The following is a 16,237-nucleotide window of genomic DNA, read 5'->3' as shown; positions in this document are numbered from 1 at the left end:
AAGCCCCTTCACAGCATCTGCTCGAAGAATTGGCGGACGGCGGCCACGTCGGCCAGCCGGTAGTCGGCGGCGGTGGCGCGGTCGGGCTCGCCGACGAAGATGCCCACGCCGCGGCCCTCCAGGGCCCGGAAGGCGTGCTCATCGGTCCAGTCGTCGCCGATGTAGATGGGCAGGGTGTCGCCGTTGTTCAGCGACAGCGCCTCAAGCAGCCAGAGCACCGCGCGGCCCTTGTCCCAGGCGACGTCCGGCTGCAGCTCGAAGACGCACTTGCCCGGCCCGCAGCGCAGCTGCGGGTGGCGCTCAAGCACCCCGTCCACGGCGGCCCGGACGCGCTCGACCTGATCCTCCGGCGTATTCCGGTAGTGCACGGCGAGGGCGAAGCGCTTGCGCTCGAGCAGGGTGCCCTCGACCGCCGCGAGGGCGTCGTCGAGTTCCTCGGCCGCCGCGGCCAGGGCGTCCAGGCCGGCCTCGGCCTCTTCGTTGCAGCGGTGTACGCCGCCGGGGCCGACGATCTCGAAGCCATGGCTGCCCGCGTAATAGACCGACTCCAGACCGACGAACGCCTGCAGCGCCTGCAGGTCGCGGCCGCTGACCAGGGCCACGGTGTGGCGGGCGGCCAGCTGCTCCAGCGCCGCGTGCATGGCCGGATCCAGCCGCGCCTCGGCCGGGTCGTCGACGATCGGCGTCAGGGTGCCGTCGTAGTCGAGGAACAGCGGCGTGCTCCGCCCCTCCATGCGCGTGCGCAGTTCATCGAGCACCGCCGGTTCGAACAGCTCCGGGGGGGATTGCATCGCTTGCGCCTCCTGTGGCTCAGCTCAGTTCGGTCAGCGCCGCCACGGCGACGTCGGCGCCGTGGGCGCGCAGGACGTCGTGATTGTCGTGGCGGGCCACGCCCACCACCAGGGCGAAGGGGCCGGCGGCACCGGCCTGCACGCCGGAGATGGCATCCTCGAAGACCACGCTGCGCTCCGGGGCTACCCCCAGGCGCTCGGCGGCAACCAGGAAGATGTCGGCATCCGGCTTGCCACGCAGGCCCAGCTCGCGGGCGGTCTCGCCGTCCACCCGGGCGTCGAACAGGGTCTCGATTCCGGCGGCCTGGATCATCCGACGGCAGTTGCGGCTCGAGGAGACGATGGCCGTGCGCACCCCGGCGGCCCGCCACTGCCGGACCCGCTCCAGCCAGTCCGGGAAGACCTCCACGCCGTCGCGCTCGATGACCGCCTGGATCAGTGCGTCCTTGCGGCGGCCCAGGCCGTGGATGGTGTCGTGTTCCGGTGGGTCGTCCTCTTCGCCCTCGGGCAGGTCGATGCCGCGCGCGGCCAGGAAACGGCGCACGCCCTCCTGGCGCGGCAGGCCGTCGACGTGCTCCCAGTACTCGGTCTCTTCGTCGAAGGGGGCGAAGGGGGTGCCGGTTCGCTCGGCATGCGCCTGCAGGAAGGCGTCGAACATCTCCTTCCACGCCCGGGCGTGCACCGTGGCGGTACGGGTGACCACGCCGTCCATGTCGAAGATGGCGGCCTGGTAATCGGCGATGTCAACGGCTGACGGATCCATTAGGTTCACTTTGGCGCACCTCCTTCGGGTTGTGCAAGGCCTTATGCGTGACCCAGTCGTCATCCCCGTCCGGTGCCGCGAACCGTGGACCGGAAGCCTAGGAGGGCGGGTCGGGCGGGGTGAGCTGTTCCAGCGGCGCCGGTCGCGCCAGCAGGTAGCCCTGGCCCTGGAGGCAGCCGGCCTCCAGCAGGGCGTCGCGCTGGGCCACGATCTCGATGCCCTCGGCGATCACCTCCAGCTCCAGGCTGTGGCCGAGGGCGAGGATGGCCCGGGTGATCGTCGCCCCGCGGGAGGGCTGGTCGACGTTGTCGACAAAGGAGCGGTCGATCTTCAGCCGGTCCACGGGTAGATCCTTGAGGTAACTGAGCGCCGAGTAGCCGGTGCCGAAATCGTCCACGGCCACGCGAACGCCGTGGTGGCGCAGTTCGTCGAGGCGGGCGATGACCCGCGTGTCGGTGTTCACCAGCAGGCTCTCGGTGATCTCCAGCTCCAGGCGCTCGGGCGGCAGCCCGGTCTCGTCCAGGGTGCTCAGCACGCGGCCGACGAAACTGGGATCGGCGAGCTCGGGGGCGGTGATGTTGACCGCCAGGCGCCCCCAGTCCCGCCCGTTGCGGAGCAGGGCCTGGTACTGCCGGCAGGCACGGCGCAGAACCCAGGCGCCGAGCTGGCCCATCAGACCGGCGTGCTCGGCCACCGGGATAAATCGCGCCGGCGAGATCGGACCGCGTTCCGGGTGCGGCCAGCGCAGCAGCGCCTCGAGCCCGATCCATTGCCCGCTGGCCAGGTCCGCCTGGGGCTGGAAGTGCAGGTCCAGGGCGTCGCTGGCCAGGGCCTGGCGCAGTTCGGCGCCGAGCTCGATGCGCTCGCGGGCGCGCTCGGTCAGCTCCTCGCTGAAGAAGCGGTAGCCCACGCCCTCGCCCTTGGCCTCGTACATGGCGGCGTCGGCCTGCTCGAGCAGTACGCTGGCGCCCTGGGCCTGGTCCGGGAAGGTGCTCAGGCCGACGCGCAGGGTGATGGGGATCTGGTGGCCCTCGATCTCCAGCGGTGCCTCGGCGGCGGCGATCAGCCGCTCGGCGGTGCCGGCGGCATCGTCGGTGCTGACCAGCTGGGGCAGCAGCACGCCGAACTCGTCGCCGCTGAGCCGTGCCACCGTGGCCGAGTCGCCCACGGCGGCGTCGAGCCGCTCGCCAATGATCCGCAGGGTGCGGTCGCCGATGGCGTGGCCGAGGCTGTCGTTGACGGCGCGGAAATCACTCAGATCGACGATCAGCACCGCCACCGTGCTATCGCCGCCGCGCCGGCGCTGGCGCTGGTGCTGGCGCAGGGCCTGCTCCAGGCGGTCCTGGAAGAGCAGGCGGTTGGGCAGCTCGGTGAGCGGATCCAGATGCATGACCCGCTCGAGCTGGCTCTGGTACTCCTTGATCCGCGAGATGTCCGAGAACACCCCGATGTAGTGGGTGGGGTGGTCGGATTCGTCGCGCAGCTCGCGGATGGTGGCCAGCTCGGCGTAGGTGGTGCCGTCGTTGCGGCGGTTCCAGATCTCGCCGGTCCAGTAGCCGTGGCTGCGGATTGCCTCCCACATGGCCTCGTAGAAGGCCTGGCTGTGGAAGCCGGAGGCGAGGAAGCGGGGGTTGCGGCCGAGGGCCTGGTCCTCCTCGTAGCCGGTGATGCGGGTGAAGGCCCGGTTGACGGCGACGATGTTGGCCTCGGCGTCGGTGATGATCACCCCCTCGCGGGCCTCCTCGAAGACGATGGCCGCCTGGCGCAGCTCGCGCTCGACGCGCTTGCGCTCGGTCACGTCGTGGAGGTTGAGGACGAAGGCCGGATCGCCCTGCCAGCGCATGGTCCGCGCCCGCATCTCGACGATCCGGCTGCCGCCTTCGCCGGTCCGCAGTTCGATCTCCTGGGGCGCTCCGGTCGCCACCGGGAAGCCGAAGACCTGGCCGATCAGCTCGGCGGGCGGGTGGCCGGTGAGGGTGCCGGCGGTGGCGTTGGCGTAGACGATCCGCCCGTGGTCATCCACCACCAGGATGCCCTCGGCGGTGTTGCTCAGGACCCGGTCGAGCTGGTGCTCGCGCTCGTGGGCGCGGGACTCGGCGACGCTCAGCCGGTGCTCGCGCCGGCGCTGCTCGGTGATGTCCTCGAGGATGTGCACCGACTGTCTGTAGCGGCCATCGGCATCGGTGACGGCGAACGAGCGCGAAATGAGGATCTCGCCGGTGGGCAGGGCCAGCTCCTCGGTGATCTCGCCGCTGCCCCGGCGTTCGCCGCAGCGGCCCTGCTCCATGGCGGCGCGGCAGCTGGGCAAGGGGCCGTCCCGGCGGGGGAAGACCTCCCAGTAGGGCCGCAGCCGGAACTCCTCCGGGGCCAGCCCGGCCCGCTCGGCGTAGGCCCGGTTGGCGGCGAGGATGCGGCAGTGCTCGTCGTGGATGAACACCGGCTCGGAGAGGGCGTCCAGGGCGCGCAGCCAGTCGCACGCCTCCGCCCCCTGGGCGGCGATGGTCACCGGGGTTGCCAGGACGGCACTGCGTTGATGCTGGGGGTCGCGACCGCTCGGCAAGGGCGGTTCCTCGCTGGTGCCAGTGCCGGGCCAGGAACCCGGCGATCCGTGATGTTGATACGCTATCACATCGACGAAACAGGGGAATGCCCGGGTGCGGCAATCCGATCGCTGCGGTTGTCTTGACACGGTCTCCGGGGCGGGGCGCTGCCGCGTGCCACCGCCGCAGCGGAATATGCATAGGCCGAAGCGTCCTTTCACGGCGCTGTTGCGCGCGGCGTAGCCTCTCGACTCAGACGGCCCCGGATCCGGCGGGGCCGGTACCTATCGAGACGGGAGGCAACCATGTCGTCATCCATCACCCTGACCGCGCGGGGCAGTGCGGCCCCGATCGCCGGCTGGGCCAGCCTCGGCCTGCTTGCCGTCGGGGCGCTCTACCTTGGGGCATTCATCAGCCCCACGCAGGCCGCGCTGCTCATCGTCGGCGGTGCGCTGGGCGTGGTGCTCTACCACGCCGCCTTCGGGTTCACCGCCGCCTGGCGGGTGTTCATCAACGAGCGCCGCGGTCGCGGGCTGCGGGCGCAGATGATCATGCTGGCGGTGGCGGTCCTGCTCTTTTTCCCGCTGCTCGATGCCGGGTCGGCGTTCGGCAACGAGCTCAGCGGCTACGTCTTCCCGGTGGGCGTGGCCGTCGTGGTGGGGTCGTTCCTCTTCGGCCTCGGCATGCAGATCGGCGGCGGTTGCGCCTCGGGGACGCTGTTCACCGTCGGCGGTGGCAATGCCCGGATGGTCATCACGCTGCTCGGGTTCATCCTGGGCTCGGTGATCGCCACCCATCACGTGGACTGGTGGTGGGATCTGCCGGCCTTCGAGGCGGTCTCGGTGGTCGAGGGGCTGGGCGTGACCGGCGGCCTGGCCCTGAGCCTGGCGCTGTTCGCCACCATCTACGCCGGCACCGTGTACTTCGAACGCCGCCGCCACGGCGCGCTGGAACAGCCGGCGGCCGCTGGGCGCGCCGGCTGGCAACGGTTCCTGCGTGGCCCCTGGCCGCTGATCTGGGGGGCGGTGGCGCTGGCCGTGCTCAACGCGCTGACGCTGATCCTCTCCGGGCGGCCCTGGGGGATCACCGCCGCCTTCGCCCTTTGGGGTGCCAAGGGCTTCGAGGCGGTGGGCATCGAGGTGGCGCAGTGGGGCTACTGGCAGCTGCCGGGCAACGCCCGGGCGCTGGAGGCCAGCGTGCTGGCTGACGCCACCTCGGTGGTGAACTTCGGCATCATCCTCGGCGCGCTGCTCGCCGCGGTGCTCGCCGGGCGGCTGGCGCCGAGCCTGCGCATCCCGCCGCGGGCCCTGGCGGCATCGATCATCGGCGGGTTGCTGCTCGGCTACGGCGCGCGGCTGGCCTTCGGCTGCAACATCGGCGCCTATTTCGGCGGTATCGCCTCGGGCAGCCTGCACGGCTGGGTGTGGCTGATCTTCGCCTTCCTCGGCAACGTGGTCGGGGTGCGCCTGCGGCCCTGGTTCTTCGGCGAGGAGTCGCGGCAGCCGCGCCAGCCCGCCTCCTGCTGAGCGGAGTCCGCGGGTGTACGCTGGGAAGGGGCCGGCCCGGTGCCGACGCGGGGCCGGCCCGCGATCATCAGGCGCCACGAGGGACGGCCATGAAGCTCAGGCAACTGCAGTTCATCCACGAGGTGGTCCACCGCAACCTGAACATCTCGGCGGCGGCGGACGCCCTGTACACGTCGCAGTCCGGGGTGAGCAAGCAGATCCAGGCCCTCGAGGATGAGCTCGGCGTCCAGATCTTCGTGCGCAGCGGCAAGAGCCTCTCCCACCTGACGCCGGCCGGCGAGCGCATCATCGAGGCCACCGCCCGGCTGCTTGAGGAAGCCCGCAACATCCGCGCCATCGCCGCCGACTACGCCGGCCAGGAGCGCGGCCAGCTGACCATCGCCACCACCCAGACCCAGGCCAAGTACGCCCTGCCGCGGGTCATCCAGCGCTTCCGCGCCCGCTATCCCAATGTCAGCCTGCACATGCACCAGGGCACGCCCATGCAGATCGCCGAGCTCGCCGCCCGGGGCGAGGCGGATTTCGCCATCGCCACCGAGGCCATGGAGCACTTCGAGGATCTGGTCATGATGCCCTGCTACCGCTGGAACCGGAGCGTGGTGGTCCCCGCCGACCACCCGCTGGCCGAGGCGGAGCCGCTGACCCTGGAGGCCCTGGCGGCCCACCCGCTGGTCACCTACGTCTTCGGTTTCACCGGGCGCTCGCAGCTCGATGAGGCCTTTCAGGGCGCCGGGCTGGCGCCGGAGGTGGCCTTCACCGCCACCGACGCCGAGGTGATCAAGACCTACGTGCAGCTGGGGGTCGGGGTGGGGATCATCGCCAGCATGGCCTTCGACCCCGATGCCGACGAGGGGCTGGTGGCCCGCGACGCCAGCCACCTCTTCGCCCCGAGCACCACGAGCATCGGCTTCCGCCGCGGCAGCCACCTGCGCGGCTTCATGTACGCCTTCATCCACCTCTTCGCGCCGCACCTGACCGAAGAGGTGGTCGAGCAGGCGATCCGGGCGCGCACGCCGGAGGCCCGCCGGGCGCTGCTCGAGGCGCTGGATCCCGCGCTGGACGCGGGTTCACCCTGAAGTCGGCTCAGGCCTCGTCGGCGAACCCCGCGCCGACCGTCCGGATCAGCCGCTCGAGATCCTGGATCCGGAACGGCTTGACCAGGTAATCGCTGAAGCCCAGCTCCGCGGCGCGCTCACGCTGGGCGGGCAGGGCGTCGGCGCTGACCGCGACCACCGGCACCGCCGGAGCGATCCCCTGCCCACGCAGTGACTCCATGACCTGGAAGCCGTCCATGTCCGGCAGGTGCAGGTCGAGCAGGATCAGATCGAAGGCCTGCTCCGCCGCGATGCCCAGCGCCGAGGCGCCGTCCTCCGCCTCGGTGAGTTCGGCGTCGCTGCGGTTGTCGATCAGACCGCGCACGAGCAGGCGATTGAGGAACTGATCCTCCACGTAGAGGATGCGCACCGGTCGGATAGGGGGATGGTCCGCCATGGGCGACTCCGCCGCACGGGACGGCCTGGCGGCCTCTTCGGTCGGCGGGTCCGCCGCGGGCAGGCGCAGCTGGAAGCGGCTGCCCCGCTCGGGGCTGGAGTCCAGCAGCGCAAGGGTCCCCGCCATGAATGTCGCCAGGCGCTGGGCGATCAGCAGGCCGATGCCCGTCCCCTCGATGGTACCGCGGTCCTGGTCCAGCCGGTCGAAGGGCAGGAAGAGCCGTTCGCGCTTCTCCGGCGGGATGCCGATGCCGCTGTCGCTGATCACCACGGAGACCGCGTCGCCGTCCGCCTCCGGGCGGGCATCGAGGTGCACGGTGCCGCCGGGGCGGTTGTACTTGATGCCGTTGGTGAGCAGATTGAGCAGGATCTGCTTCAGTCGCATGGGGTCGGCCTGCACCCAGAGATCGTCCGGGACCTCGACGGTCAGGGCGATCCGGTGCTCGCTGGCGTCCCCGCTGCACACCGCCAGGCAGTCCTCCGCCACGCTACACAGCTGCACGGCGGTGGGCGCGACGTGCATCTCCCCGGCCTCGATCCGCGCCAGATCCAGGACATCGTTGATCAGATCCCGCAGGTACCAGCCCGCCCTGAGGATGTCGCCGTAGTAGCGCTGCCGCGACTCGGCGGAGGGCTCCGAGTGCTCGGCGAGCAGCTGCGTGAAGCCGACGATGGCGTTGAGCGGCGTGCGCAGCTCGTGGCTCATCGAGGAGAGGAACACCGTCTTCGCCTGGCTGGCCTGCTCGGCCTCCGCCTTGGCGGCGAGGAGTTCCGACTGGTAGGCCTCCTGACGGGTGACGTCGCCCTGGATGCCGATGAAGTGGGTCACCGTCCCGGCGGCGTTGCGGACCGGGTCGATACGCAGGTAATTGCGGAACGGGGAGCCGTCCTTGCGGTAGTTGGTCAGGACCACGCTCACCGGTTCCTGGCGGGAGAGGGCCGCGCGCAGGGTGTCCACGTCCGCGGGGTCCGTGTCCGGCCCCTGCAGGAAGCGGCAGTTGTGGCCGATCGCCTCTTCCGGCTCGTAGCCGGTGAGGGTCTTGAACGATCGGTTGCAGTAGGTCACCGGCAGCCCGGGGACCTGGGCATCGGCGACGACCACGCCCTCGGAAGTCGCATCGAGGGCCTGGGCCTGGAGGCGGACCTGGGTCTCGGCGCGTACGACGCTGGTGTAGTTGACCAGCAGCAGGATGCAGCCCTGCAGCCGGCTTGCGCGGCTCCAGTAGGGCAGCAGCCGCAGCAGGTGGTGCTCCCCCTGGCAATCCAGCCACTCCTCCAGCGTGTCGCCCTCGCGCAGGACGCGCTGGACGCGGTCGCCCCAGTCGTAGAGCCCGAGCTGCCCGGAGAGGATGCTCACCGGCTGCTCCAGCCAGTCCTCCTGCAGCTCCAGCAGGGACTGCGCCGCGGCGTTGAAGCGCTTGATCCGTGCGTGGGCGTCGAAGACCACCAGCCCCTCGCTGAGGCTGTCCATCACCGAGGCGAGGTCGTCGTACGCCTCGCTGAGTTCCTCGCTGCGCCGGTTCAGCTCCTCGTTGACGGTGGTCAGCTCTTCGTTGGTGGACTGCAGCTCCTCGTTGCTCGTCTCCAGCTCTTCGTTGGTCGACTGGAGTTCCTCGTTGGAGGACTGCAGCTCCTCATTGGTCGACTGCAGCTCCTCATTGGCCCGTTCCAGCTCCTCGGTGACGACGCTCAGGTGCTCCCGCGTGGCCGTCAGCTCGCCGCGCAGGGTGTCGACGGTCCGCTGCGTCCGCTCGTCTCCCTCGGCGATCTCCGGCGGCGGCTCCTCGTAGGCACCGCGCTCGAAGAGGATCAGGTAGCAGACCGAGCCCTCGTCGGTGGCCGCCGGCAGCGGGGTGATCCGCAGGCGCACCCACTCAAGCTCCGGGCGCAGGCGCAGGGCCGTGCCCATCTGCGGGTGGCCCTCGCGGTGGCAGCGATTGAGCAGGGTGATCAGTTCCGAGCGCAGCTCCTCGCGGATCAGGGCCTGGACGCTCAGGCTGGCGTCGCCGTCGGGCAAGTGCATGTAGTTGCCCGCACCGCGGCTGCGCAGCACCGTCCCGGCGGCGGTGACCACGACGTGCTCCGGCGCGAAGAGCTCCTGCAGCCCCTCGGCGATGCGCTGATCCATCTGCGTGCGCCTGGACGCGGCCGGCGGTGGGGGGCTGCTGCGCTCCGGGGCTGGGCCGCCGTTGCCGAACTTCGGCGGGGTGGCACGGACATCGTTGCGCTTGCGGTAGAGCCGCTGCGCCCCGTCGATGGCGGTGTAGAGGTATTCCCGCCCGCTGATCCCCTCGGCCCGCCCCAGGAACAGGTGCCCGCCCGGGCGCAGCCCGTAGTGGAACAGCTCCAGGATCCGTTTCTGCGTATCGGGGCGCAGGTAGATCAGCAGGTTGCGGCAGCTGATCAGATCCAGGCGGGTGAAGGGCGGGTCGTTGAGCAGGTCCTGCCGGGCGAACACCATCATGTCGCGCAGCGGCTTGGCGGCGCGCACCCGATCGCCCTCGCGCACGAAGTAGCGCTCGAGCCAGGCGCCGGGCAGGTCGGCCACCGCCCCGGCGGGGTAGATCCCGCTGCGGGCCTCGGTCAGCGCCTCCTCGTCGAGGTCCGTGGCGAAGATCTGAACCGGGCGCGTGATCTCGTGCTGCGCCAGGGCTTCCTGGACCAGGATGGCGATGGAGTAGGCCTCCTCGCCGGTGGCGCAGCCGGGTACCCAGATGCGCAGCTCGGCGTCCTCGGAGCGCTGCCGGGCCAGCTCGCCGATGACGGTTTCCAGAGCCTGGAACGCCTCGCGGTCCCGGAAGAAGGCGGTCACTGAGATGAGCAGCTCGCGGATCAGCCGGTCCACCTCGCCCGGGTCCGTCTGGAGCAGCTGCTCGTAGTGTGCGGCGTCCCGTGCCCCGGTGGCCACCAGCCGTCGCTGCAGCCGGCGCTGCACCGTGGCCTCCCGGTAGGCACCGAGGTCCATCTGGCGCTCGCGGTAGACGCGCTGGCCGATGCGCTCCAGGGCGTCGCCGAGCGCCGGCTCCCGGTCGTCGGCCGGCTCGCCACGGGCCAGGCGCGCCAGGCGCTCGGCCAGCCCGCGGCTGTCCGGAACGCTGTCCGCGCACCCGGTCTGCAGCGCGGCCCGCGGCATGCCGTCGTAGGCGGCGCTGGCCGGCTCCTGGGCAAACACCGCACCGCCGGCGGCCTTGATGGCGCGGGTGCCGGCGGCGCCGTCGGTACCGGTGCCCGACAGGACCACCCCGGCGCACAGCTCGTGGTACGCCTCGGCCATGGAGTGGAAGAGGCGGTCCGCCGAGGGCTTCGGTCGCACCGGGTCCGGGGGCTCGGTGAGCTGAATGCGCCCCCTGGCGATGGTGATGTCCTTATTGGCCGGGGTGACGTAAACGGTGTCCGGGGCCAGCTGATCGCCGTCTTCGGCGGTGTGGACGCTGAGCGCGGTCTCGCGGCTGAGCAGGTCGGTGAGGATGCTTCGGTGGTGGGGGGAGAGGTGCTGGGCGATGACGATGCTCAGACCCAGATCGCCCGGGAGCTCGCGGAGCAGGCCGCGGAGGGGGTCCAGCCCCCCGGCCGAGGCCGCAACGCCCACGATAAAGGGCGCGGGAGGGGACTCGGCGGGCGGCAGTCCTTGCGCACGCACGTCGGGCGACCTCTTTGTAAGCAGTTCCGTTCAATTAAGCACACCGGGGTGCAAAACCGCAACCGTCGAAAGGGAAGCAGGGCGCGAGGGCCCGGGGCCGGCGGCTAAAGCTGCGACTCGATGGGCAGCAGGCGCGCGAAACCGGCCACGAAGCGCCGCCACCATCCCGCCTTGGGGTCGCGCCGGTACGTGCGGGTGTCGTCCTCCCAGCGCAGGGCCCCGCGCTCGGAGAGGCGCACCCGGTAGGCGAAGCGCGGGTCGGTGGCCTGCTCGAAGATGGTCTCCAGCGCCGTGGCCATTTCGGAGTCGCGGACGAAGACGCCGAGCTCGGTGTTGATGTGCGCCGAGCGCGGATCGAGATTGAACGACCCCAGGAAGATCTCGTCGCCGTCGAAGACCGCCCCCTTGGTGTGCAGGCTCGCCCGCGAGGCGCCCAGGCCGAAGGCGGCGTCGGCCTGGTAGTGCTGCCAGGCGCTGGGGCGCAGCTCGTAGAGCGCCACGCCAGCCTCCAGCAGGGCGTGGCGGCGGCGGGCGTAGCCGCTGTGGGCCAGGGCCACATCGGTGGCGGCCAGCGAGTTGGTGAGCACCGAGACCGTCACGCCGCGCTGCGCCAGGCCGGTGAGTCCCGCCGTGCCCTCGGCGCCGGGCACGAAGTAGGGCGAGGCCAGCGTCACGCGTTGGCGCAGCCGGCCAGGGCGGCCAACAAAACCAGCGCGAGCGCCACGTGCAGCGCCCGTCGCCGGCGGAGCGCATGGATCATGTTGGTCTCCCGGCGCCGAGCACGGCGTAGCGCGAGAAGCGGGCGTTGATCCACAGCGCGGCGACGATGATGCCCCCACCAACGGCCAGCCGCAGCAGGTCGGCATCCGCGTCCCAGAGCAGCAGGTTGACCAGCAAGCCGGCGGGGACCAGCAGGTTGTTCATCACTGCCAGCGTGCCACCGTCCACCACGCGAGCACCCTGATTCCACAGATAGAGGCCTAGCCCCGAGGCCGCCAGGCCCAGCCAGAGCAGCACGCCCCACTGCAGCCCACTGTCGGGCATCAGGCCCGGGTCACCGAATACGGCGAAGCTCGGGGCGGCGACCAGCAGTGCGCCCAGGAAGAAGAAAAAGAAGACCCGGTAGGCCGGGGCGTCGATGGGGTGGCGCAGCAGCAGGTGCTTGTAGCCCACCTGTCCGGCGGCGAAGGCGGCGTTGGCCACCTGCAGCAGCAGGAAGCCGAGCAGGAACTCATCGGTGATGCCGTCGTAGCGAATCACCCCGGCGCCGAGCACCGCCAGACCCGCGGCGAGCAGCGCCACCGGCGCGAAGCGTCGGTGCAGTGCGTCGTCGAGCAGGGCGACGTACAGCGGCGTGGTGATGGTGAACAGCAGCACCTCCGGCACCGTCAGATAGGCGAAGGAGCGGTACAGGCACAGGTAGGTCACCCCGAACTGCAGGGCGCCGAGGAGCATCAGCCCGCCGGCGAGCGACGGTGACAGGCCGCGAAAACGTGCCAGGGGCAGGAAGACCAGCGCGGCCAGCGCCACCCGGCTGAGGACGGCGAAGTCGTCATCCACCTGCCCGGAGAGGTACTCGCCAATCAGGCTGAACGAGAAGGCCCAGAGCAGGGTGACCAGGAGCAGGTACGGCATCGATCGCGGTTGTCGGGTCTGTGTGTGCGGCCGGCGTAGTGTTGGCGACGACGGCGGGCGTGGCAAGGGCCGCGTCGCGGCGGGGTTGGGGTGATACAGCGCGCCCGGGCGTGTTAAATGCACCCACGCAAGGGGTGGACTTGGTCGATCGGCGCGGCAGAATAGGGCGTTCACCGCCTGTTAACCGCCGCTGCGCTCGGAGGCGCACACCCTGGAGGCTCAGATTGGATAAGGCGACCCTCGGCGGGCTGCTGGTCGGGATCACCATCATCCTCGTGGCCATCGCCGCCAGCGGCGACGCAGCGCAGTTTTTCTATCTGCCGGCGGTGCTCATCGTCTTCGGCGGCACCTTCTCGGCGACGCTGATCAAGTTCTCGCTCCACCAGGTTGTCAACTCGGTGCGGGTAGCCGGCCAGGCCTTCAAGCGGCGCCAGGACGATCCGGCCGCGCTGATCGCCCAGACCAAGGAGCTGGCCACTCAGGTCCGCAAGCACGGCTTTCTGGTTCTGGAGGACGCCGAGGTCAACAGCCCCTTCTTCCGCAAGGCACTCGACTTGACGGTGGACGGCGTTGAGCCGGAGCTGGTCCAGCGCATCCTGCGTGAGGAGCTGGAGCTGTCCATGCAGCGCCACGAGGTGGGGCAGCGCATCTTCCGTAGCATCGGTGAGCAGGCCCCCGCCTTCGGCATGATCGGCACCCTGGTCGGGCTGGTGCAGATGCTCGGCAACCTGGAGGACCCGGAGGCGATCGGACCGGGCATGGCGGTGGCCCTGCTGACCACGCTCTACGGGGCGCTCTTCGCCCAGCTCGTTGCCCTGCCCATCGCGGATAACCTGGAGGTCCGGGCGCAGCAGGAACACACCAACAACCTGCTGATCATCGACGCCGTGACCTGCATCCACAAGCGCTACAACTCGCGGCTGATCGATGAGGTGCTGTCCAACTACCTGCCGCCGAGCCAGCGCGGGGCCGTGGCCGCCCCCGCCGGGCAGACGGCCGCGGAGGGTTCCGGGAACCAGGGATGAGATACCGCAGTAAGGCCACCGCGCGCGGCTCGCCCGCCTGGATGACCACCTTCGCCGACCTCATGGCGGTGCTGGTGGTCTTCTTCGTCATGCTCTACAGCATGTCTGTGATCGACAACGAACGCTACCAGCAGCTCGCCGAGTCCCTGCGCCAGGTCCTCGGGCCTTCGGTGGTCCAGGAGGACACCCCCCAGGCCGCGCCGACGGTGGTCGACCTGGAGGGGCCGGCACCGACCCCGGAGCAGGAGCCGGACGATGACCTGCAGCCCGTCGATCCGGCCCACGAGAAGACGGCCGAAATCCTCGAGGCGCTGCAGGACGCGCTGGCCGAGGAACTCGCCGCCGGCGAGGTGGAGATGGGTGAGGGCGAGGACGGCGTGCTCCTGCGCTTCCCCGAGCGGGCGGCCTTCGCCCTGGGCAGCAAGGAGATCAGCGACCCCTTCGTGCCGGTGCTCGAGCGGGTCGCCGGCGTGCTGTCGGATACCCCGGGGTTGATCCGGGTGACCGGACACACCGACGACATCCCCATCCGCAGCGACCGCTTTCGCTCCAACTTTGAGCTCTCCACCGCCCGGGCGATCTCGGTGGTGCACGTGTTCAAGGACGCGGGGATCACGCCGGAACGGCTGATCGCCCAGGGCCACGGCGAGACGCGGCCGCTGGAGCCCAACGACACCCCCGAGCAGCGCGCCCGCAACCGGCGTGTGGACGTGCACCTGATCGAAGCGGACGACTGACCCGCGCGGGGCCGCCGGCGCCGGGTGGGCCCCGGGGCGTGGTACCTTTGAATGCTTTGAGCAAGCGGAGTCTCGGATGGCCAGTGGCAATGGTGGGGGCGTGGAGCGCGGCATCGGCGGACACGACATCGCGCCGGCGGAGCTGCTGGAGATGGTCGAGGCCGCCCCCGAGCTGGTCGGCGTCGCGGACCTGCGCGGTGGCTGCGAGCTTTACCGAAACCCGGCCATGCGCCGGATCATGGGCGAGCCGCGCCCGGACACGCCCTTGGAGCAGCGCATCGCCGACTCGCACCCGGAGTGGGCGACCCGGCGCGTCCTCGATGAGGGGCTTCCGGCGGCGCGGCGCGACGGGGTCTGGCAGGGCGAGACTGCGGTGCTCTGCGTGGAGGACGGCCGCTCGATCCCGGTGCTGCAGACGCTGATCGTCCACAGGGATGAGCACGGTGAGGCGCAGCGCTGTTCGACCATCATCCGCGAGCTGACCGAACAGAAAGAGACCGAGCACGCGCTGCGCAAGAGTGAGGAGCGCTACCGCCGCTTCCTCGAGGGCTTTCTGGGGATTGCCTATCAGATCGATCCGGAGGACTACCGGATTCTTCTGCTTAGCGGGGCCGTGGAGTCGATCACCGGCTACGACCGCGCCTACCTGCTGGATCGGACGAGCCGTTGGTCGGATCTGATCCACCCGGATGACCGCGAGCGCGTCGATGTCGAGGACGCCGCCATCCGGAGCCGGGGGGAACGGGTGGGGGATCTGCGCTATCGGATCCGCCACCGGGATGGCTCCACCCGCTGGGTCCGGGATATCTGGCAGATGGTGGAGCTGCCGGCCAACGGGCGCCAGGTCTTCCAGGGCGCGCTCTACGACATCACCGAACGCATGGAGCTTGAGCGGGCGCGCAAGCAGGCGGACCGAGACCGCAGCACCTTCCTCGCTGCGGTCAGCCACGACCTGCGCACGCCGCTCAACGCCGTGGTTGGCTTCACCGGGCTGCTCGAGGATACCCGGCTCGACGACGAGCAGCGCCGCTACGTGGAGCTGTGCCGCACCGCCAGCCAGACCCTGCTCGGGCTGGTGGACACCCTGCTCAGCCTGTCGCGGCTCGAGGCCGGCGAACTCCGGCTCGAGCGCGAGCCGTTCGAGCTGCGCGCCTACCTGGCCGACGAGAGCAAGCTGCTGGAGGCCCTGGCCGCTGAGCAGGGCCTGGCGCTGACGCTGACCGTCGATCCGGCGGTCCCGGAGTGGGTCGAGGGGGACGCCGTACGCTTCGGTCAGGTGCTCTACAACCTCGCGAATAACGCCATCAAGTTCACCGAGCAGGGCAGTGTGACCATCACCGTGGCCCCGGCGGACGGCGATGACCGGCTGCTGGTGGCGGTTACCGACACCGGGCCGGGGATCTCCGAGACAGATCAGCAGCGCATCTTCCGCGCCTTCACCCAGGGCGACGATGTCTTCCGCCGGCAGGAGGGCAGCGGGCTGGGTCTGACCATCTGCAAGGAGCTGGTTCGCCTGATGGGCGGTGAGCTCGGGGTGCAGAGCACCCCGGGGGCCGGGGCGACCTTCCACTTCACCGCCCGTCTGCCGGCAGCCGATCCCCCGGCCGATGGTGACGCTGCGCCGGCCGCAGCCCCGACGGCCAAGGGAGCCGCGACGGACGCGCCGCTGCAGGTGCTGGTGGCCGAGGACGAGCCAACCAACGCCCTGTTGATCCGAACCCTGCTGGAGCAGCAGACGTGCCGGGTCACGGTGGTCGAAGACGGCGAGGCGGTGGTTGCGCAGTGGGAGCGGGAGCGCCCCGATCTGCTCCTGCTGGACGTCCAGATGCCCGGCATGGATGGGTGCCAGGCCCTCGGGATCCTGCGCGAGCGTGAGGCGCAGCGCGGCTGGTCCCGCACGCCGGTGGTGATGTGCACCGCCCACGCCGTGGAGCAGGTCTGGGAGGACTGCGCCCGCCAGGGCAGTGATGCCACCCTGACGAAGCCCCTCGACCGCGACGAACTCGCGCGTGTGCTCGAGTGGGTCCGCCGGGGCGGCACCGGCCGCGGCTGACGGCGGTGCAGGGCCCGGGGCGCCCGAGAGCCCCGTG

The 16,237-nt window shown here is 70.7% G+C and carries 11 protein-coding genes; 5 read left to right on the top strand and 6 right to left on the bottom strand.

Annotated features, from left to right (window positions below):
• Nucleotides 1-8: 8 nt before the first annotated feature.
• The 3 genes from otsB to LRG10_RS09750 form a co-directional block, all read right to left on the bottom strand.
• The gene (gene otsB, locus LRG10_RS09760; RefSeq protein ID WP_201169306.1) at nt 9-791 is read right to left on the bottom strand and encodes a trehalose-phosphatase; all 783 of its coding nucleotides are present in this window, start codon (nt 789-791) and stop codon (nt 9-11) included.
• A gap of 19 nt (nt 792-810) precedes the next feature.
• On the bottom strand, nt 811-1,554 hold the full coding sequence (locus LRG10_RS09755; protein WP_238635435.1) for a beta-phosphoglucomutase family hydrolase: 744 nt from the start codon (nt 1,552-1,554) through the stop codon (nt 811-813).
• Nucleotides 1,555-1,651: 97 nt separating this feature from the next.
• Nucleotides 1,652-4,114 carry an EAL domain-containing protein gene (locus tag LRG10_RS09750; RefSeq protein ID WP_238635429.1) on the bottom strand — a complete coding sequence of 821 codons (2,463 nt, stop codon included), beginning with the start codon at nt 4,112-4,114 and terminating at the stop codon, nt 1,652-1,654.
• Between the two features lie 285 nt (nt 4,115-4,399).
• Here LRG10_RS09750 and LRG10_RS09745 point away from each other — a divergent pair, with 285 nt between their 5' ends.
• The gene (locus LRG10_RS09745; protein ID WP_201169291.1) at nt 4,400-5,620 is read left to right on the top strand and encodes a YeeE/YedE family protein; all 1,221 of its coding nucleotides are present in this window, start codon (nt 4,400-4,402) and stop codon (nt 5,618-5,620) included.
• 89 nt (nt 5,621-5,709) lie between these two features.
• Nucleotides 5,710-6,696: an HTH-type transcriptional regulator CysB gene (cysB, locus tag LRG10_RS09740; protein ID WP_201169288.1), complete on the top strand. Its 987-nt coding sequence runs from the start codon at nt 5,710-5,712 to the stop codon at nt 6,694-6,696.
• A gap of 7 nt (nt 6,697-6,703) precedes the next feature.
• Here cysB and LRG10_RS09735 read toward each other — a convergent pair whose 3' ends face one another.
• The 3 genes from LRG10_RS09735 to LRG10_RS09725 all read right to left on the bottom strand — a co-directional run bounded on the left by LRG10_RS09735 (nt 6,704) and on the right by LRG10_RS09725 (nt 12,385).
• Nucleotides 6,704-10,750, bottom strand: coding sequence for a chemotaxis protein CheB (locus LRG10_RS09735; RefSeq protein WP_238635427.1), 4,047 nt, complete (start codon nt 10,748-10,750; stop codon nt 6,704-6,706).
• A 104-nt stretch (nt 10,751-10,854) separates the two neighbouring features.
• Nucleotides 10,855-11,424: a phospholipase D-like domain-containing protein gene (locus LRG10_RS09730; protein ID WP_238635420.1), complete on the bottom strand. Its 570-nt coding sequence runs from the start codon at nt 11,422-11,424 to the stop codon at nt 10,855-10,857.
• A gap of 82 nt (nt 11,425-11,506) precedes the next feature.
• Nucleotides 11,507-12,385: an EamA family transporter gene (locus LRG10_RS09725; protein ID WP_201169276.1), complete on the bottom strand. Its 879-nt coding sequence runs from the start codon at nt 12,383-12,385 to the stop codon at nt 11,507-11,509.
• 224 nt (nt 12,386-12,609) lie between these two features.
• Here LRG10_RS09725 and LRG10_RS09720 point away from each other — a divergent pair, with 224 nt between their 5' ends.
• The 3 genes from LRG10_RS09720 (at nt 12,610) to LRG10_RS09710 (ending at nt 16,200) form a co-directional block, all read left to right on the top strand.
• Nucleotides 12,610-13,410, top strand: a complete 801-nt coding sequence (locus tag LRG10_RS09720; protein ID WP_238635418.1) for a MotA/TolQ/ExbB proton channel family protein — start codon at nt 12,610-12,612, stop codon at nt 13,408-13,410.
• The gene (locus tag LRG10_RS09715) at nt 13,407-14,147 is read left to right on the top strand and encodes a flagellar motor protein MotB (RefSeq protein WP_238635412.1); all 741 of its coding nucleotides are present in this window, start codon (nt 13,407-13,409) and stop codon (nt 14,145-14,147) included. Before LRG10_RS09720 ends, LRG10_RS09715 begins: the two co-directional genes overlap by 4 nt.
• A gap of 76 nt (nt 14,148-14,223) precedes the next feature.
• A complete protein-coding gene (locus LRG10_RS09710; RefSeq protein ID WP_238635410.1) occupies nt 14,224-16,200 on the top strand; it encodes an ATP-binding protein in 1,977 nt (658 codons plus the stop codon).
• Nucleotides 16,201-16,237 lie beyond the last annotated feature (37 nt).

The organism is Halorhodospira sp. 9628 (assembly GCF_022228075.1).
GTDB classification, from domain to species: Bacteria; Pseudomonadota; Gammaproteobacteria; order Nitrococcales; family Halorhodospiraceae; genus Halorhodospira; species Halorhodospira halophila_A.
Note: the sequence above shows the minus strand (reverse complement) of the source record. Positions and strands in the feature narration are given on the sequence as shown.